Origin of the sequence: Anaerobium acetethylicum (genome assembly GCF_900096945.1) — a bacterium.
Lineage (GTDB): Bacteria > Bacillota > Clostridia > Lachnospirales > Lachnospiraceae > Anaerobium > Anaerobium acetethylicum.
In genome coordinates this window covers 55,311-80,415 of record NZ_FMKA01000009.1, presented here as the reverse complement: position 1 = coordinate 80,415, position 25,105 = coordinate 55,311, and the positions used below count along the sequence as shown (strand labels likewise).

Here is a 25,105-nt window from a genome sequence, read left to right as displayed (position 1 = left end):
TTATCTCTCCTTTAAATTTGCTTTATTTTATTGCTATGACTTTATTATACCCTTTTTTAGCTGGTTTTCTGTGAGTTAGTCACATTTCTCCACCTTCCGTTTTAAGTTCGAACCAGAACACAGTCCCTTTCCCAAGGGTGCTTTCCACTCCGTAAGGCATGCCATGCATGTCAAGAATACTCTTTACAATCGCCAGGCCCAGGCCGGTACCCGTGGATTTTTTGCCATTTTCCCATTTTCCTTTGTAATATCGTTCAAAAATATGTTCCAGATCCTCCGGTGCGATACCGCTTCCATTGTCTTTCACCGAAATCCTGACCCTGGCCTTCTTCCGTTCAGCAGCAATCTCCACCTGACCATCCGGTCCCGCATGGCGCATGGCATTGTTGACAAGGTTGAAGATTACCTGCTCAATCCGGCGGCTGTCGCCCAGCAGGTTGTCTGGAATACTGTCGGTCCCTGTAATTTTTAATGCCGGGGAACCCTCATCAGGTTCGTAGCGGCTTAAAATTCCTTCCAGCATGGGTTTTAAAGGAAATGGCTCTTCATGGAACAATACCGCCCCCGCCTGAAGCTGGGAGAGATTCAGTATATCCTCTACAATTATTCCAAGCCGCTCCGACTCGGCAATAATGATATCAAGCTGCTTTTCCCTTTTACCTGGATCTCCTCCGGTAACATCCCTTAAGGTTTCAGCATAACCCCTTATGAGGGTTAATGGTGTCCGCAATTCATGGGAAACATTTGCAATCAGTTCCCTCTGCAGAATTTCATTCCGGGCCAGCTTATCGCCCATCAGGTTCATCTGTTCTGCAAGCCTCTCGATCTCATCTCCGTCTGCCCCGGGATCCGAAGAGCCGTCTCCTTCAGCACCTGCCGTTTCTGATTCGCCATTTCCACCCGCCCTGGCATCATGTTTTTCCTTTTTATCCATCACCCTTGCGCTGTAATCCCCTTCCGTATATCTTCCGGCAACCTGGCTGATAGCAAGAATCTTTCCTGTAAATGCCTTGGACAGCCTGTATGAAATAATTACTGATACGATCAGAAGAATCACGGTTATAATAATGAGCTGCTTTTCCAGAATATTGACCGTTTCTTCTATTGAAACCAGAGGCAGGGTAATCATCATGAAACCTGCGATCTGGTCATCTGCGGCTATCGGGAGTGCAAGAATCATGAATTTGTTTCCAAACCTTGGATGGACAGCCTCTATCTGAGCCGTTCTGCCCGCCAGCGCCTCTCCTGCGGCCTCCGAATAAGCATTCCAAAGCATCCCATGCTGGGTCACTCCATTCTCCGCTTCGTTCTGATAAAGAATGGTTCCATCTGAATCCGCAATATTCACCGACACGCCTCTTGAATAGGCAAACCTATCAATATCTGACAGCACAGCTTCCGAGCCGGTGAACAGCCTGATATCCCCAAGATCTCCAATGTCTGCTGTGATATCCTCCGCCCCGGCAAGGACTCCCCTCACTTCAAAAGAGGTATAGAACTTTTCAAGAAACACAATCTGAAAAAACCACAGCAGCAGGATCACAATTCCTACAAGAACCATCATCCCAAGCCAAAGTTTTGTCCTTATGCTTTTCATCCATTTTCCTCCGATTCGAATTTGTATCCGATTCCCCAGACTGTCACGATCCACTTGCGGTATGCCCCGAGATTTTCCCTGAGCATTTTCACATGGGTATCGACCGTCCTGATATCTCCCAGAAAATCATACCCCCAGACAGAATCGAGTATCTGCTCCCTGGAAAACACCTTTCCCGGATTATTGAGAAAAAAAGCGAGAAGGTCATATTCCTTAGGCGTAAGCGTAAGCATATTCTGGCCAAGGACCACATTCCTTGCATCGAAATTAACCTGCAACTCTCCTATTTCCATCGTCTTCGGCTTTTCCGGCACGGCAGCCACCGCTTCCTGGCTCCTGGCAAAAATCGCCTTGATTCTGGCTAAAAGCTCTTTCGGACTGAAGGGCTTGACCATATAATCATCAACCCCAAGTTCAAAACCAAAGAGCTTATCATACTCCTCGCCCCTTGCCGTCAGCATAATGATTGGAACCTTTGATATCTTTCTGATCTCCCTGCACACCTTCCATCCGTCCAGTTTCGGAAGCATGACATCCAGTACGACCATAGAAACCGCATGATTGCGGAACTTGTTTATGGCATCGGCTCCATCCTCAGCTTCGATCACCTCAAACTCCTCCAGCGCCAGATATTCCTTTATAATGTCCCTGATTCCCTGTTCGTCATCTACGACCAGAATTCGTTTTTTATCCATACGCTCACCTTTCATGATCCATTGAATATTTTTGAAACTGCTCAGGACTATGACCTTCCTATTCACAAGAGATGCATAAAAATCAGGGTTCTGAACAGTTACTATTTCTTGTTCTTATTATACAACCATCTGTGCAGCTAATAACAGATGTATTTTCAAATTCCTGCTTATGCAGTATAATTGTAATTACTGTTCACTCTGTGAACAGCAACTACTTGTTGCTGCGGGGCTTTGTGATGTTGTCACAGAACTCCCGTACAGCCGCTGATATAATCAGCAGGAAGTTAATTACCGGAATAGGAGGAGGATCCAATGGATTCATACATATTTTACGGACTCACAGCAGTTCTGCTCACTCTTTCTTTCTTCAAAGATAAAAAGAAGACAAAGATGGCATTAAAAAAGGCATGGAAGGCCTTTGAAAACATACTTCCAGAATTTCTCGTCGTTATTCTGCTGGTCGGCCTGATGCTTGCCCTGCTCAATGCCGGAACGATTTCTAAAATCATAGGTTCAGAGTCAGGATGGTTCGGTGTTATCCTTGCCTCCCTCATAGGCTCAATAACCCTGATACCAGGATTCGTCGCATTTCCCATGGCAGCCCTTCTGGTTGAAAACGGAGCCGGATACATGCAGATTGCTGCCTTCATTTCAACCCTGATGATGGTCGGCATCGTTACGATGCCAGTTGAAATAAAGTATTTCGGCAAAAAAGCCACTATCGGCAGAAATATGCTGGCATTTGCATTTTCCTTCATAGTGGCCTTATTAATAGGAATGGTGGTGATATAATCATGAAAAAAATATTAAAAAGATACCGCGGTTTTCTTATCGTTCTGATTGCAATGCTGCTACTTACCGCGATCAATTACGATCTGGGCACAAAGGCCCTTGGCATATCCCTCAATTCAATAGGCGAAATGCTCCTGATCATTCCTCCCGTATTCATTCTCTTAGGTCTCCTGGACATCTGGGTACCCCGTGAGACTATGGTCAGATACATGGGCGAAGGTTCCGGTTTGAAAGGAATCCTCCTTGCCTTTTTTATCGGTTCTGCAGCCGCTGGCCCTTTGTATGGAGCCTTCCCGGTCGCTGCCGTATTTATGAAAAAAGGGGTGAAGTTCAGCAATATCCTTATTTTTATCGGTGCATGGTCGACCACAAAAATTCCTATGTTCCTTTTCGAAATGGGATCCCTGGGCAGCCGTTTCGCCATTGCGAGGCTTCTGATTGATATCCCCGGCATCATCTTAATCGCATACATACTCTCAAAGATCATGTCCAGGGAAGAAGTTGAAAAGATGTACGAAAATGCAAAAAACATGGACTGACAGATTTTGCAATCTGCGCGCATCATCTGTGACTATGAAGGACGTAGTCCTGAATAGTCACACTTTATCATTTATTTCACATGGATGCTCGCTTCCAGCTTCTTTCTAAGACGTGCCTTGTAATGTATCTCCATGAAACCCTGCAATATAGGACCGAAGAGAGCTGCTGTTATGACAGTGGCAGGTCCAAGAGGTCCTCCCACAACGAATGCCAGAATGCAGAAAATTACATCTACTATTATTTTTGCTTTTCTCACCGACAGATTGAACCTTTCCTTAACAGCCATTATGAATTCATCAAAAGCACTCTTTGAAAAATTCGAGCTGAAATATACGGCTGTACCGAAAGGCGCAAGCAGCAATGCTGCAAAGTATACAATCAGCCTCATGAGGAATCCCATCGGGCCAAACATCTCCGCGAGGATCCCGCCCCAGAAATCGAAAAACAAACCAAAAATGTAAGAAGACAGCAGCACCAGAAAATCAGGCTTCCTCCGAAGCAGCACTGCTGATATCAGCATCATTACAAACGCCGAAACAGCAACCCACTGGCCAGCTGTCAAAGCCGTCCTATCCGCCAGCCCTACGCAGAAAGCATCCAGGGAGCCTGCTCCAAAGCAAGCCACTACAAACATTCTCTGGCCCAGGGCCAGGATCCATACTCCAAGAATATATGCTGCCGCTCTTTTGAGGCAGCTGATTATTTTCATCCTGTCATTTCTCATTATTTCGCCTGCCCGTCCTTCCCGTAAAAGACATTTTCCGCAACATCATAGATTCCCCTTGCAGTTATCCTGATTTCAGGTATCACAGGCAATGCCATGAAGGACAGATTTATAAAGGTATCGATTTTAGGATTCACACCCATCTCCCATGCTTTTGAAATCATGGTTTTCAATTTCTCTTCAACCTCCTCATGTCCTGCATCGCTCATAAGCCCCATAACTGGAAGCGGCAGGGTACCGGCTGATTTCCCTCCGCTGATTATGGTATAGCCACCCTGTTTTTCTATCAGCTCGTTGACAGCGGCAACCATATCGTCATCATTGTCGCCAACTACAATTATATTATGGGAATCATGGGACACACTTGATGCAATTGCCCCATTCCTTATACCGAATCCTTTGAGCACCCCAACCCCTACCTTTCCGGTTCCTTTATGCCTTTCCACAACAGCTATCTTGCTGTAAATATTATCCGATATAAAGATCCCGTCTTTGGCTGGCAACTTTTCGAATACTTTCTTAGTAACAATCTGCCCTGGTATTATTTCAATTACCGGAAACTCCTTTTCACCGGTTTCTATCTCCAGCTTTTTCCTATTAAAATCTTTTACCTGGACTGTATGCTTGATGTTTTCTGGACATGGAATCCGTCCTTTGGCGCTGTATTCCTTTATATTCATGCCTTTATGGAATACATCAGCGACCCGGATGTTTTCAAGATCATCCAGAACCACAACATCTGCCTGATAACCTGGTGCAATCGCACCAAGATTCTTCATTCCGTAGCAAACGGTTGCCTGCCAGCTTGCCATTTTCAGGGCTTTTTGAGGTGGAATACCCAGACTTACCGCTTTTTTTACGTTAAAGCTTATGTGGCCGTCCTTTTTTATTTCTTCAATATGCTTGTCATCCGTACAGAAACAGTACCGCTCTGTCGATGCATGTTCAGATACGATACCCTTTACGATTGCTTCCAGATTCTTTGCAGCGCTGCCCTCCCTTATGAGCACGTAAATGCCATTTCCAATTTCCTTTTTAGCATATTCATAATCGCAGCACTCATGATCTGTTTTGATTCCCGCAAGTGCATACGCTGCAAGATCTCCGTCATTCAGAAATGGTGCGTGGCCATCCAGAATCTTTGGTTGGAACATGTCCAGTTTTTCCATCATGACACTGTCGCCGGTAATTACGGCAGGGCAGTCCATCACTTCCCCGAGACCCAGAATCCGCTCATTTTCAAGGTATTTTTTCATTTCTCCCGGATTCAGAATATAGCCGTTATCCTCGAACGGTGCTGCCGGAACGCAGGAGGGCACCATCACGAATACATTTGCGGCCACATCAGAAGTCTGGTCTAGTATATAATCTATTCCATCGAGACCTGCCACATTGGCAGACTCATGAGGATCCACCACAAAAGTCGTGGTTCCATATTTAAGGGCTTCATTTATCAGTTCAAATGGCTGCACCAGGGTTGATTCCAGGTGCAGATGGCTGTCCACGAAACCTGGCACCACATATTTTCCTCTCATGTCTATCTCCCTATTCCCAGAATAGGAGCCTACACCCACGATTGTTCCTCCGCAGATAGCGATATCCGCTTCGTGGAATTCCTCTGTAAATACGTTCAGCACGTTTCCGTTTTTTAGGACCAGGTCCGCTTTTCCCATTCCCCTTGCCACTTGCGACATGGCAGGGTAATTTTTATAATCCATTGATACAGCTCCTTCCCAGGCTTATAGCCGTTAAAATCCCAATTAAAAGTTATTTTTTTAGCCCCATTGCCGGAACGGCTCGAATTACTGAACCGCTCCACAAAAGGGCTATTATAACAAAAGATCAAATACCGCAGATATTCATCTTCTTTACATCAGATGATAGATGTTCCGTCGATTTTGGGGACAATTCCAAAATACTTCAGCACCGTTGCTCCGATATCGGCAAATGTATCCCTTGTTCCATAATTTCTGCTTCCAGCATTCTTCCCGAACATCACGAGAGGCGTATACTCCCTGGAATGGTCAGTGGATATAGTCATGGGGTCACATCCGTGGTCTGCCGTCACCATGAGAATATCATCATCCCTCATTTTATCCAGTATTTCCAGAAGGCGGTCATCAAAATAAGTCAGCGCTTTCGCATAACCGTCTATATCGTTCCTGTGACCGTACAGCATGTCGAAGTCTACCAGATTCGTGAAGCAAAGCCCCTCGAAATCCCTGTCCATGTATTCGACAGTCCTGTCCACCCCTTCCTCGTTGCCAGCCGTTCTCACATATTCCGTGATTCCTTTTTCAGCGAAAATGTCGATGATTTTTCCGACGCTTATGACGTCGAAGCCTTCCTCCGAAAGCTGGTCAAGCATTGTGATTTTGGGAGGCTGCAGGGAAAAGTCATGTCTGTTTCCTGTCCTCCTGAAGTTACCCGGTTCTCCGATGAATGGTCTGGCAATCACTCTGCCGACCCCATGTTCGCCAGTCAGAAGTTTCCTTGCTATCTGGCAGTATCGGTACTGTTCCTCGATTGGGACAATGCCTTCATGGGCGGCTACCTGGAAAACCGAATCCGCCGAAGTATAGACGATAAGATTCCCAGTCTTCATATGCTCTTCCCCGAAATCGTCGATTACTGATGTTCCGGAATAAGGAAGATTACAAAGGATTCCTCGTCCCGTAAGCCTTCTGAATTCATCCAGGATCTCCTTTGGAAATCCTTCAGGATATGTCGGCAGCGGCTTTGGATAAATGACGCCGGCGATTTCCCAATGGCCTATTGTGGTATCCTTGCCTTTTGATTTTTCCGTCATCCTGGCAAATGACGCTTCAGGCCTTTCCACCTTTTCACCAATGTTAACACCGTCAATATTGAATAATCCAAGACGTTTCATGTTTGGCATTGAAAAATGCACGCTTGTCGACGATGCTTTCAGGGTATTACTCCCTTCATCACCATACTCGAAGGCGTCCGGCATTTCACCGATTCCCACGCTGTCAAGGACTATTAAAAAAACTCTTTTAGCCATGCTTCCACTCCTTATCTTTTTGCTGCTTCCTGCAAGTATCTGACATTCCATCAATACCTAACGATTTTCTGTTTGCAGGTTTTCTGCGATTCGTATAATTGATCCGGTAATCAGTTTCTTGAATAATGGTGCAACCCTGTCGGCCGTCTCCTGCACCTCCACATGGCTTAACGGAGTTTCGCTTAAGCCTGCGGCGAGGTTTGATATACATGAAATACCGCAGATCCTCATACCCATATGATTAGCCGCAATAGCTTCACAAGCAGTGCTCATCCCGACAGCATCGGCTCCGATGGCACGGCACATCCTGATTTCAGCCGGTGATTCATAATTCGGTCCGGTGAGCTGAATGTATACGCCTTCCTGTAGCGGGATTTCCAGCTCGTTTGCGGTATCTTGAATGATGTTCCTTAAATCCATATCGTAGATTTCACTCATATCAGGAAATCGGGGGCCCAGTTCGTCTATGTTTTTTCCAATCAGCGGACATGGTACAAAGCTGGCAATCTGGTCTCTGATCAGCATGAAGTCTCCCGGACCAAAATCCGGGTTTGCACCGCCGGCAGCATTCGTCAGAAAGAGAACTTTTGCACCCATCATTCCCATCAGCCTTGTCGGAAGCACCACATCAGACATGGGATAACCCTCATAATAATGAACCCTTCCCTGCATGATCACCACAGGCACCTTGTTGACGTATCCAAAGATAAATCTTCCATTATGCCCTGCAACGGTCGATACAGGGAAGCCATCGATGTCCTTATAGTCAAGCGTCGCCTTAATTTCTATTTCTTCTGCATAATCCCCCAGGCCCGAACCAAGTATAATGGCCATCTGAGGCTTGAAATTCACTTTGTTTTCTATACTTTTTAAACAATTCTGTAATTTTTCATAAACAGGATTCATAAACGGCCTCCTTATTTTTTTATATCTTCTGCAATTCTGCTTATTACATTTTCAAAGCTGCCTTCAAAAATCTTCATTGAAGATGCGAACATCAGATTGACAGGATAATCAAAGTTCTCTACATTGCTTCCGCACATGTCCCTGTTTCCAGCTTCTTCCCCATAATTCGGAATTCTTTTCTTCATGATGGTCGTATCGTCCATATAGCCATACATCTTCTTGCCCAGCTGGAATGCCATGCCGCATTCAAATCCGGTATCATTGCAGGATTCCCAGCCTCTGAAATCATTCAGGTCCGCTATGATGATATCGCAGTTCCGCACATGCTGCTGATAGTTGTCGAATTCATTCGCAGCTCTTATATAGGGGTTATCGGTTGCAATCTTTTCTACCCCGTCTGCCATATCTAATGGGGAGACCGCATCAAATCCGTATTTCCTGCATATCTCTTTCATGATGCCATACTTTCTTTCTCCGTCCATGTCATATCTTGCAGGGCCGGAGAGATATACCAAAAGTCTGTCACTCTCTGCTTTCGTTGTTTTATTTGAGTGATCGATATATTCTGAGCGTTTTGCACTTTCTTTATATTCTTCCTCAATATCAATCATCATCATTTTCAGGCAGTCATCAAAATCGCCCTCCACAACCTTGGTAGAGCCGATAACGGAAGGGGCAAAAGGCAGGTCAGCATAAGGATGAATCCGTCCCGACTCATCGTATACGATGCCGTCAACCAGTTTCGCGCCTTGGTTTTTCCAGAGAACATTCCTCTTGTCCCTTGTGTAGCCATAGCATCTGATGCCCCTTGCATAAGCCATTCCTATTTCATAGATGCTTCCGTTATCCGGCTCGGAACCCCTGAAAGCCTCCAGGTCAACGATTATAGCTGTGGATTCATTCATGCTCTTGGCACAGTTTTCAAAAATCTCATCCGCGTTCTTTCGTAGATCCTCATGGCTCAGATCAAGAGAGTCATCGTTCGGCAGTGTCACGGAAAATCCGAAAGATTCAGACCTTCTTCTCATTGCGTTCAATATTTCATTCCCTCCGGTGTAGAAGCATTCCGGCCCTGCTATATAGATACTTTCATTTCTAAACATTTCATTTCCTCCTTTATGCAAGAACAAGATCCATCAGGAGATTTAAAAATCTACCGCAATCAGCCTTTGCACCTATCTCAATTTCCGGAAGGTTCTCCCACACGTGGTGATGCCTGCTATCCAGAACCGTATTTCCCAAAGTTAGTTTTCCTTCTGTTTCAATTCCTACTCTTCCCGTAATCGTTTCGACTAAAGTCGGATCGATTGCATAGCCCACTGCCATACAGTCGATTACAGTGCAGTATGCTTCAAACCCTCTGCCGTTTACAAAGCTGATTGCCTGGAGAAGGAATTTCGATTCCTTGTTGTTGCTATTTTTCAAGGCTTCCATATCGCTGTCTGTCAGGTTGACATCAAAGTGTGTCGCTACATCCAGGCCCAGAGCGACAAGCTTCACGCCGGAATTATACACGATTTCCGCAGCTTCAGGATCCACATACACGTTCCATTCGCTCTGCGGGGTATCTCCCGTCGCATTTGCAAATGCATATTTATTGAGTCCGAAAGCCCCTGATATTGCATAGATTCCAGAAATCATATCCTTGATTTCCGGCGCTTTTCTCATAGCCATGGCAATGTTGGTCATTGGTCCGGTTACTATCAGATAAATGTCCCCTGCGTTTTCCTTTACGGTATCGATGATCAGGTCGACTGCGTGTTTTTCGCTTAACGGCATTTTCGGTTCCGGAAGGAAATTCTCCGCCTGCCCGTCTTTTCCATGTGTGAAAGGATCTTTTGGAACATCCCTTACCATCGGTATTCCCATCCCTTTACCTACCGGGATATCAGTACGTCCTACCATCTCAAGCACTTTCCTTGCATTTACGTAAGTCACCTCTACAGGGTAGTTTCCATTCACTGTCGTAATTGCTTTGACATCCAGTTTTTCAGATTTGCAGGCCATGACTATGGCCATTGAATCATCCATTCCAGGATCGCAGTCTAATATGATTTTCTTCTTGTCCATTCCATTACACTCCATTTCTTCCTGTTAATCAGCCATTATTTTCACATAATATTCCCTGTTTCTCGGTCCGTCGAATTCGACGAAGAAAATCCCCTGGGATCCGCCTACGAGAAGCTTTCCGTCTTCGACTATGAACGGAAGGGAAACCCCTAATAATGAGGACTTCACATGTCCTGCCGCATCCTGTGGCGTATCATGCTGGTGCTTGAAGTCCACTCTTGTAGGAATCAGTCTGCAGAGCTCGTCCTGTAGATCATCAAATCCCTTAGGATCCCAGAATGAAGTAATTGTCATTCCGGCAGTCGAATGCGGATTATATACGAGACATAAACCGCTCTCGACCTTGCTTTCCTCAACGAATTTTTTCACATCCGCCGTAATATCGTATACCTCATTGAATTTTGTCTGTATCTGAAATTTTTTCAACATATTTTTTTCCTCCGTCTGTACCGCCTCTTATTCTACGATTATCTTGCTGTTCTGCACGCATGCGCCGCCCTCGGCAAATGACCATTCGTCCTTGCAGCCTCTTCCATACTCTTCACCTGTCATTTCTGAGATGTATCCAGCCAGAAGGCAGGTTGGTGCATACTGCGTCAGAGGCATCGTGATCTGGTATTTTGTCTTTGGCACTTTTATATAAGTAGTGTCAACTTCAAAATCCTCTTTCCCGCCATCTGTGATGACAATCATCGGCCTTCCAAGTTTATTTGCATAATATACAAGTTCCTTGTTTCTGCTGTCTGCCGGATTTGTCGTATTTGCCACGATTACAGTTCCGATTTCTTTCGCTTTTCTTGCAAAGAAATTCAGGTGGAACCACTCTTCAGAATTGATATGCATCGCAAATTTTCCCGTTGCCTCCAGGATTTTCGCCTGGCCAAACCATGCTGCCGCATAATCGAATCCTGCTCCTACGAAGTCAAATGCCGGAAAATCCTTCCATTGTTTTGAAACCACTTCCATCTTTTCATCCATTTCCGGCAGTAGCTTCCCGAGCTCATCTGCCTGGCTTGCAATGTCGTATCTGTAATCCATTGCCTGGTCCATGGTATATCTACCCCTGACTTCTCCGATTCTGATTGCAAGAAGCAGAAGAGACATTACCGACACCATGTAAGACCTTATTCCAGGCGCGGATTCAAAAGACGGGATATCCAGTTTCAGAATCCTGTCTGATGATTTTGCCAGAAGCGATTCCACATTTCCTGTGACTCCGAGTACGAAAGCACCGTATTTTTTTGCCCTCTGCACTGCTTCAGCAACCCTTGCGACTCCTCCCGAATTGCTTACAGCAATGACCAGCGGATTTAATGGAGAAAATCCCAATTGTTTCCTGTCATAATATCTGCTTAATTCAAGGGCTGTCACCACTTCCGTAGGGATTCCTGTCAGGAGTTCAAAAATATTCTTTGCCGCCATTGCAGCCGCATAGGAATCGCCGCATCCTACCAGCACAATCCTCTGTGCTGAAAATATTTCAGGTGTAGTCAGCACTTTCCTTGTTTTCGGTTCCAGATCTTCATACTGCTGTTTTATCAGCTCAGGAAGGCTGAATACCTGCCTTCTCATCGCATTGTCAAATTTGCTCATTTTATTTCCTCCCTATTTCTTCCATCATTTTTTTCAGCAGATCATTTGCATGATGCCTCATCTGGCTGTCTATAACAGCCGGAACCCCGTACTGTGCAAGGCACATGGCAGCTGAAATGCTTCCCATCAGCCCTGCTTCCAGCGGGCTCCTGCCTTCGCAAAATCCATAGAGGACAGCTGCCGAAGAGCTGTTTCCGCCTCCCGTGGCATCCACGACGCTGATATCTTTAAGGCTCAGGGCTTCGAACACTCCCCCTCCCGCAATCATGTATGCGCCATCTTTTCCCCGTCTCAGGAATATCAGAGGTATGTTCCACTTTTTGAATTCCTCAATGACCTCTCCCATGTCATTTGTCTTCAGAAGGCTAAAAGCTTCCGTTCTGTTGATTGAAAACACGTCTATCTGCCCTGCTATTTTCTTTACCTCATCCTTGTTTTCGAAAGTGGCTGCATCACTTGCAATTTCCCACATCACCCTGGCATTCCCGCGCTTCTTCATTTCCAGAATCCTGTCCCAGAATGCGCTGTTGCTGTTCTTAAAAATATAGATTCCTTTCGATGTTTCAAAGTATCCTTCAAGATCTTCAGGTCTTGCTTCAACTGACAGGTAATGGTCCGCTCCGTAAAGCGGCACTTCGTCCCTTTCGCCGTCTTCAAAATAGGTTATGACATTATGAGGGGTCTTTTCAGCTCTTACCCTAAGTCCATTCATTGATAGATTGTTCTTTTTGTACCAGTCACCGTAGATATCCGCATAATCTTCACCCACGCCGGTTACGATTTCCACACTGTCGCACCAGAGCCTGATTCCGGCCAGCGCATATATTCCGGCTCCGCCTGCCAGGTTGTTCATCACTTTCCCGTCCGGGAAATGCAGCTCATCCGTAACTGCTGTCGAACCTACAACATAATCCATTTTCTCTCTCTCCTTAGCTGATAATCAGGCTGTCCGCTGTCATCGTCCCTTCCGAAATGACGAATCCCGCTCCACCGCTTCTGTACTCACTATCCTGTGTAGAAACTGCCAGGCTGCCGTTCACATAGAATTCAAGCCTGTCTCCTTCTGCTTTGAAAACAGCTTCATAGCCTTCATCTTCCTGGTATTTATAAGGAACCCTTGCTAAAATTGTTGTTTCCCTGTCTTTTTTCCTATAAATGACTGCTTCCCTGAATTCAGAAAGCACGGCTCCGTAATAGCGTTTATGGCCTCTGCTTCTGAGTACGAGACCCCCGTTTTTATGGAGCGAAAAGTACAAGGTCGAGCTTACCGAATAGTCATCCCATTCTCTTGAACCGATTGTAACCAGTCCGTCCGCTTCCACATGAGAAATACAGTATGTCCTCTTGAAATCTGCCGCAAACTGCTTTGCTGAGCTTGCAAAGCTTCGAATCCAAAAAGGGTTTGTATTCCATATGGAGGTCATCAGCATTCCCTTTTGGGCAAAATCCGATGGAGCGCCTTTCCAGTCGATGTCCAGAATGACAAGTTCGCCGTCATACCGTCTCCTACAGCTCACCTCATAACCTAGTTTGAATATTGCCATTCCGCCAGTATCCGGAACTTTCCATTCCAGACTGTTCATCCCTGCTTTTAGTTCCTTATAATCGGAATATAAAGCTTGTACATCATTGTTTATGTCATAATATAAAATGTACTTCCTCATAAAAACTTCACTGTCATCCGACTTTTTGATTCTTGTCTTCACAATCTGCGAGGAATAAAGGGTAGGGGAAGCTATCGTAGAGAAGTTTGCCTGCAACCTGTTCATATCAATAAATGTAGGAGTTGAAATGTTCCCCGTTACTCCTGCAGCCAGCTGGCTGCATTTGATCGCGAGTCCGTTCATTCCCCCGTCTTCGTTTCCATTACGTATGCTCACAGTATTTTGTGAACCGCCTTCATATTCGCAGATTGCGAACCCCTGTGTCGAGCCCCTGTATGCAAAGGTATATTTTCCAGTAGGAATCGTAATTTCTTCGTCGCTTAATTCTGCAGCCGCTTTTAAAATCCTGTCTGCCTCCGTTACTGCGTCAGTTACTACCGAACCGCCATCCGACGCCACCACATACATGAGATCCGATACCGGAGTCCTAAAATCAGCTCCCGCATCGATTCCATCAAGACCGAGCCTGATCCCATTAAATGCACCTACGTTGCCTGCGTTGCAGTCTGTATCCCATGCTGCGCTTGTCGCTATGCTAATTGACTTCTGGAAGTCGTCACCGCCCAGGATAATCGATGCAATTACCATCGCATGATTCGGGACCATATGACAACATCCCGGATACACGTCATAGCCGTATTTCGGATTCAGGTAATCCCTGACCCTTCTCCAGTCCTTCTCCTCGCTGCATATCCTTCTGACATCGGCGATGATGCGGATAAGTTCTTCATTTTTTATATACTTTTGTGCCCTGTCAAGAAGCACGTCAATGTCCTTTTCTTCGAAGGCCATTGCTTCCAGCGCCGCCAGATGACAGGCTGCATCTAAAGCCAGTCCCCCGTGGCTCACACTTGCTGCTTTCCTTACCAGGTCGACGGCCATATCCGGATTATTCGGACATGCCATGGCTATTGCATCAATGAATATCTGTGCGCCAATCTGTTCAGCAAGGGTTTTTCCGTTCTGTTCAACGGAACCGCTCATTGGAGCATCTATGCCGTTTTTCAGATTCAGAAATGCCGTATGCTCAGTCGATCTTCCCAGACCTCCCCACCACAGGATCGTCTTGTCCTCAATAATATAATTGAGCCACGTATTCCCAAAATCTTTTGCGGTAATATTTTTGTATCCATTGTCTTCCAATGCTCTGAAAAAACCGAACGTTCCCGAAATATCATCATCTGCAACTATAAGAGGAAGTCCTAATTTTTCGTGTACATAGTATTTAATATCTCCGAACTCTTCGGTGATTTTTTCGTATGACCAGCCCTCTATGGGCCTTCCCAGATAGACTCCGATTAACTTTCCTAAAACGCCTGCATAAATCTGTTCTCTATATTCTAATACCGACATGTCAAGACTCCTTTTTAGTTTCTTTTTATTTCCAATCCATCCGCAAGGATGCAGCCTCTGTCTACAACAACCCCCGCTCCGCCTGATTTATATTCGTCATCAGTCGCTTTCACGAATTCCTTTCCATCGATGTACATTGTCAGGCTGCTGTCTTTTAAATCAAATCTGATTTCATGGACATCCTCAGCCATATATTTGAAATCTTCTGAGCCAAGCTCTATTACATCCCGGTCCTTTTTCTTCACGATCATTGCCTTGCCGTCTTTCAGAATTGCCCCATAATACCTGTTATGGCCTTTTGACCTGGCTACGATTCCTGCGCCTTCCTGATAAGAGAATGTGATTTTTGATGAAACGGAATAGTTTTTCCAGTCATGTGTACCCAGTGTGACAATACCGTTCTTTTCAGGATGTGAAAGAGATATGGTGGTCGTATAGTCTGGTGCAAAATTCTTTGCCGAGCTCATGAACATCTTCATCCATGCCGTCGTCGTTGTCCATGGTGTGAGCGACGGTGTAAGCTCCATTGCCATTCCCATCCTGAAATTCTTTGGTGCATCTGACCAGTCCAATGTCTTCAGGATAATGTCTCCATCCATCCTGCGGCCGCTGCATGTCAGTTCCATTCCCAGCTGGTAGATTGGATGTCCCATGGTATCCGGCACTGTGAACCGGATGACATTTCTTCCCTTTCCAATCATTGCAGGATCTAAAAAAACTGACTGCAGTTCATCGTTCTCATCGAAGTAATCTATAAAGAATCTTAAATCAGGGTTTTCATCGTATAAACCGATAATTTCTGCTTCCACTTCCTGAGTGCCATAAAGGGTCGGGGAACACAGCACGTCGAAATAGCTTGTGCCGTCTTTTCCCTTGGGCTTCAGGTCGATAAATGTATCGATACAGGCCGCTGCCCTTGTTCCTTTGGCCAAGCCCTCATAGCTTAATACAAGCCCTGTTTGTCTATATTTTTCATAGGCATTTTCAATCCCTGTAAGTACCTGATCTTCCATATCATTATTGTATGGTACGAATCCCTGTACAGAGCCCTTATATTCAAAGGAATATCTTTTATCCGGAAGCTTCGCTTCCTCTCCGTTCAAAGCTGCGCAGGCTTTTATCAGCTTTCTGGTTTCGAGTACCGCGTCCGAAATACATGATCCGCCATCTGCACTTACCACATACATTCTGTCTGCAACTGCTTTTCTTAAATCTGCTCCTGTCCCGAATCCTTCAAGTCCAAGCCTTATACCATTCAGGCACCCAACATTGCCTGCGTTGCAGTCTGTATCCCAGCCTGCACTTGTAGCTATCATGATTGATTTATTGTAGTCGTCTCCACCCATTAACAGAGCCATCATGACTGCCAGGTGATTTGTGACCATCGGGCAGCTTCCCGCGTATTTTTCATATCCGTGGTTTTTTTCTATCCATTCCCTTACTTCGTGCCAGTCATCCGCTTCAGCGCATACCTTGCGCACTTCCTCTATCAATACTGTCAGCCTGTCATCCTTTACGTATTTAACCGCTTCATCAATCAGTCTGTCTATATCATTTTCCTCAAAAGCCAGTGATTCCATGACTGCCAGGAATACGGCTGCTTCTATCGCGATTCCGCCGTGGCTTACACTAGCCGCCTTTCTTGCCAGATCAGCTGTCCTCTCTGGATTATTCGGGTTTACAAGCGCCCATGTGTCAATAAATATCTGCGCTCCTATCTGCTCAGCCATGCTCTCACCGTTTAGCTCAACTGATCCGCTCTCTGGAGCCTCAACGCCTTCTTTTAGCCTCAAATATGCTGTATGCTCGGAACTTCTTGAAAGGCCGCCCCACCAGAGAATGGTCTTGTCTTCAATCACATAGTTCAGCCAAGTGTCGCCAATCTGCCTGGCTGTCAATTCCAAATCATATCCGTTATCTTCCAATGCCCTGTAAAATACAAACGTTCCTGAAATATCATCATCGGGTACAATGAGAGGTGCTCCAGTCTTATGATTCTTGAAATTATATACTTCGCCGAATGTGCTGTCGATTTTTTCATATGTCCAGCCTTCCACCGGTCTTCCTAAATATACGCCCAGAATTTTACCTAACACACCTGCATAAATCTTCTCACTATAATCCTTCATTCCACACCTCTTTCATTAATCTTTTGCAGCTATTCAGGACTATGTCCTTCATAGTCACATAAGATGCACACAAATTTCAAAATCAGCCTTTTACCGCTCCACTTGCCATACCGTCCACAAAATATTTCTGTATACAAACAAAGAAAATAACGATCGGGGCAATCATAATAACCGCTGCTGCCATCAATATGGCCTGATCAGACGAATAAGTTCCATTCATAGATAAGAATCCCAATGTAGCCGTGAACGAATCCTCTCCCTGTAAAAACGTAGATGTAATAAGATATTCATTCCATGACTGCAGGCCTACAATTACAGCTACAGTTATGAGGCCTGGCGAAACAACAGGTCTCATTACGTGCCAGATCACCTGCCACGTGGAAGCTCCATCGATTCTTGCCGCTTCTTCCAGTTCCCTTGGAACATTCAGAAAAAAAGTCCTCATGAGGAACACTGCCAAAGGCATGCTTGTTGCTGAAAGAATCAGGCTGACTGCCGGAATATTACCGATCAGATCCAAGCTCGCCATCGCATAATAGAGAGGAAACAGGAACAGCTGGATCGGTACGGTCATCGCCATCATGAAATAAACAAGGACACCGTCACTTCCCTTTATCCTCTTTCCGGCAAGAACGTATCCCGCTAGCGATGCTGCTATCAAAACGATTATTATAGTTATTCCTGACAGAATCATGCTGTTGATGAATCCTGTCGAAAATTTTCCTGTTTCCCAGGCTGTTACATAGTTTTCGAAATGAAAAACAGTCGGCAGCGACAAAGGATTCCTTACAATCTCAGCATGAGATTTAAAGCTGTTCAGTACTACCAGCAGTATCGGTCCAAGCGAAATGCATGATATGAATATCAGTACCAGATGTGTGGATATATTTTTTCTTACTTTTTTCCCTTTTGTTGAAACCATTGTTATCTGAACCTCCTTTATGCTATTTCCTCGTTTTTACTTAATTTCGTATAGATAACGGATGCAATCATCCCGAAGAAACTCATGAACAGACCTACCGCTGATGCCTTGCCTACCTGCAGCGCAGAGAATGCAAAGGTATATGCATATGTTCCCAGAACTTCAGTGCTGTGTGCGGGACCGCCTCCCGTCAGAAGCTTGATATAATCGAATGCCAGGAATGAGAAAATGATTATCATTACGTACATGAGCTTGAATGTGGATTTCATGCTTGGAAAGTATACATATCTGAACACCTGCCATGCATTGCATCCATCCACCCTTGCCGCTTCCACCTGATCCGTAGGCGTCTGCCTTAATGCTGCCAGATAGATGACCGACAGATAGCCCCAGTAGTGCCATATGTCAACCGCCGCAACCGCATACAGGGCACCGCTCATGTTTGTAAGCGGGGATCCTATATCCAGCCCTATCGTCCTCAAATATCCTATTACCCCTGACATCGGGTTAAAAATAATATTCAGCCAGAGCATGGCATTTACTGCCGGTGCAAGTACATATGGAATAAGGAATATCACCTGATACAGGCTTCTGCTCTTCTTTTTTTCAACCAGCAGTGCGGATACTAAAAGTGCCAGTGCTACCGGTATCGTCAGGAATAAAATAGTCCATTTTACGTTATTAAATATTGATTTCCAAAAAACATCATCAGCAAATAGTTCCTGAAAATTCCCTAACCCGATAAAGTTGATATTAGGAGAAATTCCGTTCCAATCTGTAAATGACATAATAATTGTCAAAATACCAGGAACCAGTATAATTGCTATGCTGATCAGCAGTGCCGGCGCAATCAGAAAATAATTTATAGCGCTCTTTTTCATTTAGGTACCTCCCTAATCATCTAAGAAAACAAAGCCCCGACATTCTTACATGTTTATTTCAGAACTGTCGGAGGCTTTGTGTGAATTTTGTCAACCATTCAGAGCAATTCCCTGATAGCCGCCAATTCTATTTTATTCAGCCTTTACTCCAGCTTGTGGTACCGGTGGTACTAAGCCCTTTTCAAGTTCTTTCGTAAATTCGGTATCAGCTTTGTCCATAAGGTCTGAAGCTGACTCAGTTCCGTACCAGACGTTTTCAATGTCGATAAATACCTGCTGTGTTGCACTTGGGAAGAATACATTTGTATAATATCCAAAATTGCCATCATTTACTGCGGCTGCGATATTCTTGATTGTTTCCATATATGATTTGGACAATCCAGTCATGCTTTCAACATCCACCGTTGACAGATCCTTCAAAGGGGTTCCCCAGTATCCAGGCCATACGCTTGTCATTTCTTCCGTAAATTCAGGCTGCATCATGATATCGATAATTTTTGCAGCTTCGTCTTTGTGGTCCTGCGCAACATTTGCATTAATTGAGAAAGTACAGCATACGCTTAATGTATAGGTAGGTTCTGTCACTTTATCCGTAGCTGGGAATGGAATGAATGCTAAATTGTCGACTTTATCATCAGTAAAGAATGACTGCGCCCACTGGTATCCCAAAGTAGGCCCGATGAAGAATGGTGATCTTTCATCTGCAAGCATCTGAAGAGCTTCTGAGAAATTCATATTTCCATAATCTTTACCTGCAAGGTAACCTTTGTCGTACCATTCTGCTGATTTTTCAATTGCCGATACGACAGCTTCGTTATTCCACTTTTCTTCACCCTTTAAGCATTTGTATACCGTATCTGCTCCTGCATAATGAGTCAGGAATAAGGAAGCATAATTTTCATTTACCGGTTTCCAGCCTTTGTTCCCTGTCACAGAAGCATACATGCCTTTTGCCATTGCCTCATCCATGATTTTTTCCATCTCGGCAACTGTGGTCGGAACCGCCCATCCGTTATCCTCAAGCACCTTTTTGTTATAAAATACACCTACCGTATTTAGCGAGTTTGCAAGGCTGTAAAGCTTTCCATCAACAGTGCCTGATTCATAGATAGGCTTTAAGATTCTGTCTGCCCACCCATACTGCTCAGCATATTTATCCATCGGCTCCAGCTTTCCTGCTTCTACAAGCGGCATAACGAATGATGGACCAGATCCGTAAACGATATCAGGACCTTTGTTTGCTGCAAGGGCTGTTGTCATGTCACTGTCTACTGAGTTCCTGTATTCGATCTTCAATGTGTATTTATCCTGTGAAGCGTTATATTTATCTGCCAGGTTCGCATTTAACACTTTCTGTGCATACGGTTCAGCACCCCAGAACCACATCACGATTTCTTCTTTTGCTCCGTCCGACTTTCCATCATCTGCACTTTCGCTGCTTTTCTTTCCACAGCCTGCCATCATTCCAACTGTCATTGCCAATACTAATAAAATAGATAAAATTCTTTTAAGTTTCATTTTTTTCCTCCCTGGTTCTTCTCTTTCATATTTTTCTTATTCCAGTCAGTTCTTTGATAAATCATTTACCTAATTCGTTTTCGCAGTTTTTCAGTGTTCTCGTTATGTGCGCCGGTTTATACCTCCTTGAGATAAATTTTGATAAATTTCTTTTTCGAAAATGTACATTTCTAGAAAGGTTTTTATTTACCTAGATAAATTGTTTACCTTTTATGAAATTATAACAGCCTTTGAATCCTTTTTCAAGTGGTTTTTTTATTATTTTGTTATTTTTTTAATTACTATTTGGGCTTATTTGGTAGATATCACTACATTATGTACCACTAAATCCGTATTTTTATATCCATCTTGCTATCAGAACACCTCCAAACCCTTGTTTTATCACATGGTAAATATATTTATCACATTCACTATAAGCACATTAAGTTTAGCTTACTAAACCCTCGCCAGATCAAAAGGTATTTTGTCCCCCGATACCTACAAACAAAAAAAGAAACCCTTGGTCCATCAGACCCCAGGGTTTCTCTTTTCGACACACCATTTCTTTTATATTATTTTCCCAGTTTCCTGACAGATGCCCTCTCTATAAGCACAGGAGTAAAATAATAATTTTTAGGTTTCTTCTCATCAAGACTGTATTTTGTCTTCATGCAGTTTTTAATCACTTCTGCAGCTTTTTTGCCCATGCTTTCGGCGCTCTGGTCGATGCTGGAAAGCTTTACAGGCAGCATCTCGCAAAGCTCCGTATTATCATACCCCAGGAGGGACAAGCCTTCAGGTATCCTTATCCCGTTCTTCACCGCATAGACATATACGCCATATGCCATCAAGTCGTTTCCTGCAAAAATCGCGGTAACTCCTTTTTCATGAAGAGACTTTGCTGCTGAAATACCCGATTCCTTCGTAAAATCGCCGTAACTTATAAAATCCTCATTGAATTCCAGCCCATTCTCTTCCAACGCTTCTTTATATCCTTTGATTCTTCTGGTACTCACATAAGCCAACTTGTCACCTACAATTAGTCCGATTTTTTTATGTCCTTCTTTAATGAGGTATTCCGTTCCCACATAGGCTCCAGATTGATTGTCACCTGTCACAAAATCACAGAAAACAGAATGAACCGCCCTTTCAAGCAAGATCATTGGCACTCTGGAGGTATTGAAATACTGCAGCATCTTATCATAATTTCCGTCATCGTTGATTCCATTCGGCGGTATTATTATCATACCATCCACAAATTTCGAATGCAGATTCTCAATCGCCTTAAAGCATCTCTCCGGTGATTCCGAAACGTCGCATCTGAACACCTCGTATCCATAATTGTTTAACGCCTCTTCTGCTCCTTTCACACAGGTCTGGTAAAACATATTTTCACAATTAGGCATTACAATACCTACGGTTTTGATTTTAATCTTCTCTTCCATGTCGCTGTACTGCTTCTCTTCGTACTGCATCTCCTGTGCGATTGCCAGTATTTTATTTTTTGTAGCTTCAGATATCCTGGACGGTTTCTTGTTCAGCACCAGCGAAACCGTAGTCGGGGATACCCCTACCATTTCTGCAACATCCTTAACTTTTACTTTCACACCTATCACCTCGCACTATTTTTCCCGGAAAAAGCAACTTTACTTTCTTTCCGATTTCATTATCTGCATCTATCAGATATGCAGTCCTGCATATCCCGCTTTCATATACCAGCGCATCGACTGCTGCCTTTTCTTCCAGAGAAGAATAATCACATATCTTGTCAAACTTTATCCCGCCAATATTTTTTTCAAACCCCTCTACTATGCAGGACAGCTCCATGAGATTCAGTGATTGCACTTCCTTTCTGGTCTCCTTCGACATGATTTTCGTAATATCCAGGCTCATGCCGGCCAATGCATATTCGAATTCCAGGTTCCATCTTTTAAAAAGAACATAAGCCCCCGTAAAAACAGCCACGCCACAGACTGCCGCAAACGGAACGAACGCTTCCAGCACCATAAAAGCCACACCCAAAAGAACCATCAGCATTTTCCGGGTTTTCAGCCGCCATGTCTGTTTCCTTTTTACTGTCACTTCAACAATATAATCATTCATTCTCAGTCTCCTCAAAGTCTCACACTTCCCTGTTTATTAAAGATCCCCACCGTTTCAGCCCCTTCACCGCTTTCTTAGTAAAAATTTTACCATCTTGATAAAATATTGTCAACATTTCTTTATCTATATATTTACCCTGTCATTCATAATTAACATCTAATCTCAGCGCCTTATCTTTATCGTTATAAAACAAAATAACATCCTTTACGAATAAAGAGTTTCGCTTGCGAAGCTCTCGCCCTGACACGCAGTCGCTTCTGTGACATATTCTTCTTGCGCGTCATGCGCCTCCTCGCAGAGCGTTTTGATTTATAGGAAATTCGAGGAATTTCCTATAAACCAAAAACACTGCCCGGCCAGATTCACCGGCCGGGCAGCTTATCACATATCAAACTTTTAATTACTTATTGCATTTCATGCTCTTTGATGTATTTATCCATAATCTCAGCAGCCATTGCAACCAGCTCCTGGCACGCTCTCTTTTTATAGTATTCATCCGTCCTTTGTTCAGGTACTGGGCTGTCTTTTCCGCTTCCCAGCCCCAGAAGTTCACGGCATATGATAGAATGGTTCTTTTCTTCGAATTCTCTCGCCAGATACTGTATCCTTTTATAATGCTCTGTTTTTGCAGCATGGTCTTTCGGATCGGAATATCCATAGAGAATCCCCGCGACCATAAACATGCCAGTTACAGCTCCGCACACTTCCCTTAGCCTTCCCATCCCTCCTCCAAAGGAGGAGCTAAGCCTGAGAGCGGCTTCCACGTCAATTCCGTACATATCGCTGAAGGCAAGAAACACGGACTGCGAACAGTTATAACCATTTTTAAACAGCTCTTCCGCTATTTCGCTATGACTCTTCCCTTTTCTATTTTCAGCAGAAATAATTTCTTCTTTGCTCTTTTCCATAATCTGATGTTACCCCTTATACTTTTATATGTCCTGCAGATGCACAAGTGTCAGACACTTCCTTACCTCTCGTGGAGCGTAACTTTCACCACATCGCCAGGCTGCTTTCCGATTTTTGCCCTGATCTCTTTTCGGATTCCAATGATATGGCAGGGCGTCTTCATCTTCACAAGGCTTCCGTCATAAGGTTCTCCATCAAAAGTAACCGAAACAGGCACTCTGCCCTTTCCAAATTCAGCTTTCACATCAAACGGGATCTCGACATAGGCACCATCAATGTCAGGCACCTTCTTGATCTCCGCTTCAAATTCATATACTTTTCCCATGGGTCTTCCTCCCTTTCGAATCAGCGATGACATTCAATAAGTTCTGCTATTGCTCCGCCAGATGCACGACCTTATTTTTCGCCTTATTTTCTCGGATTTCAAGCTGGCTGATGCTCTGTACGAATTTCGCGAATGTCGAATATCCATATTCCTTCACCCCGAAGTCTTCGAATTTGTTATGCAGCTTCCTCCCAAGGACGCCAAGATCCATGCCTGTCTTTCCACTGGCCGCCACTAAAGCAATTGCAAATTCTTCCACCTTTTCCCTTGATATGCTGTTATCCTTAAGCTTTACGCTGTATGCGTTGTTTACCCTGCTCAGTTCAAAGCCTTCCATCTCTTCAAGAAACTTTGACAGCGAACTGTATCCATAGTTCCTGACATCAAAATCGGAATATTTTTTTACAAGCCTGCTTCCAATCTCGCCAAGGCCTGTATCCCTTCCCTTGCTTTCGTTTTCATTGATAATTTCGGTTATATCGTTTTCAATCAGCTTCTTGCTTATAACATTGTTGTTTTTGACTTTATGCTTTGCCTTGGTGCCTGTTCCGCTTTCCGCTGCGCTTCCGCTCTGGACTGCTGCGGCATCTCCGTTTTCTTTGATCTGGCCGATTCCCTCTTCATCCTGATCAATCAGTATCTCAAGGTTCGTAAATACCGTGCAGGCAGCCCTGAAGGAACGCGGCGTCTTATCCTCGCCCATCCCGATCACATCCATGCCAGATTCCCGAAGCCTGCTGGCCAGCCTTGTAAAATCACTGTCGCTGGATACAATACAGAATCCCTCCACATTTTTTGTATACAGGATGTCCATGGCATCTATGATTAGCGCTGAATCCGTAGCATTCTTTCCCACCGTATTGCTGAACTGCTGTATCGGAGTGATTGAATATTCAAGGAGTGCATTTTTCCATTTTGCCGTCTGGGTACTTGTCCAGTCGCCGTATATTCTTTTATAGGTTATCACCCCGTATTTCGTCATTTCACTCAAAATATGTGCTACGTATTTTGATGAAATGTTGTCTGAATCAATCAGAACCGCAAATCGTTTGTCTTCCATTTTCTTCTCCTTTTATATGATGCCCTTAATGGCAATATTTTCTTCGTTCTGTTTCAAGCTCTAACCGGGTGTATTTCCTTTGCAGACTCTTGGTTCATGCTGGAACAAAGAGTTGCGCTTGCGAAACTCTCGCGCTGACGCGCAGTCGCTTCTGCGACATATTCTTCTTGCGCGTCATGCGCCTCCTCGCGGAGCGTTTTTGATGTATAGGAAATTCGTGGAATTTCCTATACATCAAGATATATCGGCTTGATTACATCAATTTACACAGGAAAGACACGCCACATTTTTACATATATATTTATATTATCACGTCTGCA

General features: G+C 44.3%; 23 protein-coding genes. 2 read left to right on the top strand and 21 right to left on the bottom strand.

Annotation, left to right across the window (positions count from 1 at the left end; all coding sequences use genetic code 11):
• Positions 1-79: 79 nt before the first annotated feature.
• Both BJR36_RS09295 and BJR36_RS09290 read right to left on the bottom strand, forming a co-directional pair.
• Entirely contained in the window at positions 80-1,597 is a 1,518-nt protein-coding gene (locus tag BJR36_RS09295; protein WP_091233180.1) for a sensor histidine kinase, read from the bottom strand.
• Entirely contained in the window at positions 1,594-2,292 is a 699-nt protein-coding gene (locus tag BJR36_RS09290) for a response regulator transcription factor (RefSeq protein ID WP_091233177.1), read from the bottom strand. The genes BJR36_RS09295 and BJR36_RS09290 overlap by 4 nt, the downstream gene beginning before the upstream one ends.
• 312 nt (positions 2,293-2,604) lie before the next feature.
• Here BJR36_RS09290 and BJR36_RS09285 point away from each other — a divergent pair, with 312 nt between their 5' ends.
• Entirely contained in the window at positions 2,605-3,084 is a 480-nt protein-coding gene (locus BJR36_RS09285) for a permease (RefSeq protein ID WP_091233174.1), read from the top strand.
• Positions 3,085-3,086: 2 nt separating this feature from the next.
• The gene (locus tag BJR36_RS09280) at positions 3,087-3,623 is read left to right on the top strand and encodes a permease (RefSeq protein WP_091233171.1); all 537 of its coding nucleotides are present in this window, start codon (positions 3,087-3,089) and stop codon (positions 3,621-3,623) included.
• 71 nt (positions 3,624-3,694) lie between these two features.
• Here BJR36_RS09280 and BJR36_RS09275 read toward each other — a convergent pair whose 3' ends face one another.
• The 19 genes from BJR36_RS09275 to BJR36_RS09185 form a co-directional block, all read right to left on the bottom strand.
• A complete protein-coding gene (locus tag BJR36_RS09275) occupies positions 3,695-4,348 on the bottom strand; it encodes a YczE/YyaS/YitT family protein (RefSeq protein WP_091233169.1) in 654 nt (217 codons plus the stop codon).
• Positions 4,348-6,066: an adenine deaminase gene (gene ade, locus BJR36_RS09270; RefSeq protein WP_091233166.1), complete on the bottom strand. Its 1,719-nt coding sequence runs from the start codon at positions 6,064-6,066 to the stop codon at positions 4,348-4,350. Before ade ends, BJR36_RS09275 begins: the two co-directional genes overlap by 1 nt.
• Before the next feature lie 155 nt (positions 6,067-6,221).
• Positions 6,222-7,373, bottom strand: coding sequence for a phosphopentomutase (locus BJR36_RS09265; protein ID WP_091233302.1), 1,152 nt, complete (start codon positions 7,371-7,373; stop codon positions 6,222-6,224).
• Positions 7,374-7,430: 57 nt separating this feature from the next.
• Complete coding sequence (locus BJR36_RS09260; protein ID WP_091233163.1) at positions 7,431-8,279, bottom strand: purine-nucleoside phosphorylase; 849 nt, start codon at positions 8,277-8,279, stop codon at positions 7,431-7,433.
• An 11-nt stretch (positions 8,280-8,290) separates the two neighbouring features.
• Positions 8,291-9,382, bottom strand: coding sequence for a nucleoside 2-deoxyribosyltransferase (locus tag BJR36_RS09255; RefSeq protein WP_091233162.1), 1,092 nt, complete (start codon positions 9,380-9,382; stop codon positions 8,291-8,293).
• A 13-nt stretch (positions 9,383-9,395) separates the two neighbouring features.
• Positions 9,396-10,349 (bottom strand): nucleoside hydrolase, encoded by a 954-nt coding sequence (locus BJR36_RS09250; RefSeq protein WP_091233159.1) that lies wholly within the window; start codon positions 10,347-10,349, stop codon positions 9,396-9,398.
• 24 nt (positions 10,350-10,373) lie between these two features.
• Positions 10,374-10,778 (bottom strand): secondary thiamine-phosphate synthase enzyme YjbQ, encoded by a 405-nt coding sequence (locus BJR36_RS09245; RefSeq protein ID WP_091233158.1) that lies wholly within the window; start codon positions 10,776-10,778, stop codon positions 10,374-10,376.
• 27 nt (positions 10,779-10,805) lie between these two features.
• Entirely contained in the window at positions 10,806-11,942 is a 1,137-nt protein-coding gene (locus BJR36_RS09240) for an SIS domain-containing protein (protein WP_091233155.1), read from the bottom strand.
• A gap of 1 nt (position 11,943) precedes the next feature.
• Complete coding sequence (locus tag BJR36_RS09235) at positions 11,944-12,858, bottom strand: carbohydrate kinase family protein (RefSeq protein WP_091233152.1); 915 nt, start codon at positions 12,856-12,858, stop codon at positions 11,944-11,946.
• Between the two features lie 13 nt (positions 12,859-12,871).
• Positions 12,872-14,959, bottom strand: coding sequence for an ADP-ribosylglycohydrolase family protein (locus BJR36_RS09230; protein ID WP_091233150.1), 2,088 nt, complete (start codon positions 14,957-14,959; stop codon positions 12,872-12,874).
• Positions 14,960-14,973: 14 nt separating this feature from the next.
• Entirely contained in the window at positions 14,974-17,088 is a 2,115-nt protein-coding gene (locus BJR36_RS09225; protein ID WP_091233148.1) for an ADP-ribosylglycohydrolase family protein, read from the bottom strand.
• Between the two features lie 82 nt (positions 17,089-17,170).
• On the bottom strand, positions 17,171-18,010 hold the full coding sequence (locus BJR36_RS09220; RefSeq protein ID WP_091233145.1) for a carbohydrate ABC transporter permease: 840 nt from the start codon (positions 18,008-18,010) through the stop codon (positions 17,171-17,173).
• Positions 18,011-18,027: 17 nt separating this feature from the next.
• On the bottom strand, positions 18,028-18,891 hold the full coding sequence (locus BJR36_RS09215) for a carbohydrate ABC transporter permease (protein ID WP_091233143.1): 864 nt from the start codon (positions 18,889-18,891) through the stop codon (positions 18,028-18,030).
• Between the two features lie 132 nt (positions 18,892-19,023).
• Complete coding sequence (locus BJR36_RS09210; protein WP_091233141.1) at positions 19,024-20,409, bottom strand: ABC transporter substrate-binding protein; 1,386 nt, start codon at positions 20,407-20,409, stop codon at positions 19,024-19,026.
• Between the two features lie 551 nt (positions 20,410-20,960).
• Positions 20,961-21,995 (bottom strand): LacI family DNA-binding transcriptional regulator, encoded by a 1,035-nt coding sequence (locus tag BJR36_RS09205; protein WP_091233139.1) that lies wholly within the window; start codon positions 21,993-21,995, stop codon positions 20,961-20,963.
• The gene (locus BJR36_RS09200; RefSeq protein WP_091233136.1) at positions 21,979-22,491 is read right to left on the bottom strand and encodes a hypothetical protein; all 513 of its coding nucleotides are present in this window, start codon (positions 22,489-22,491) and stop codon (positions 21,979-21,981) included. Before BJR36_RS09200 ends, BJR36_RS09205 begins: the two co-directional genes overlap by 17 nt.
• Before the next feature lie 404 nt (positions 22,492-22,895).
• Positions 22,896-23,399, bottom strand: coding sequence for a C-GCAxxG-C-C family protein (locus BJR36_RS09195; protein WP_091233134.1), 504 nt, complete (start codon positions 23,397-23,399; stop codon positions 22,896-22,898).
• 62 nt (positions 23,400-23,461) lie between these two features.
• Positions 23,462-23,725, bottom strand: coding sequence for a DUF1905 domain-containing protein (locus tag BJR36_RS09190; protein ID WP_091233131.1), 264 nt, complete (start codon positions 23,723-23,725; stop codon positions 23,462-23,464).
• A gap of 46 nt (positions 23,726-23,771) precedes the next feature.
• The gene (locus BJR36_RS09185; RefSeq protein WP_091233128.1) at positions 23,772-24,785 is read right to left on the bottom strand and encodes an NYN domain-containing protein; all 1,014 of its coding nucleotides are present in this window, start codon (positions 24,783-24,785) and stop codon (positions 23,772-23,774) included.
• Positions 24,786-25,105 lie beyond the last annotated feature (320 nt).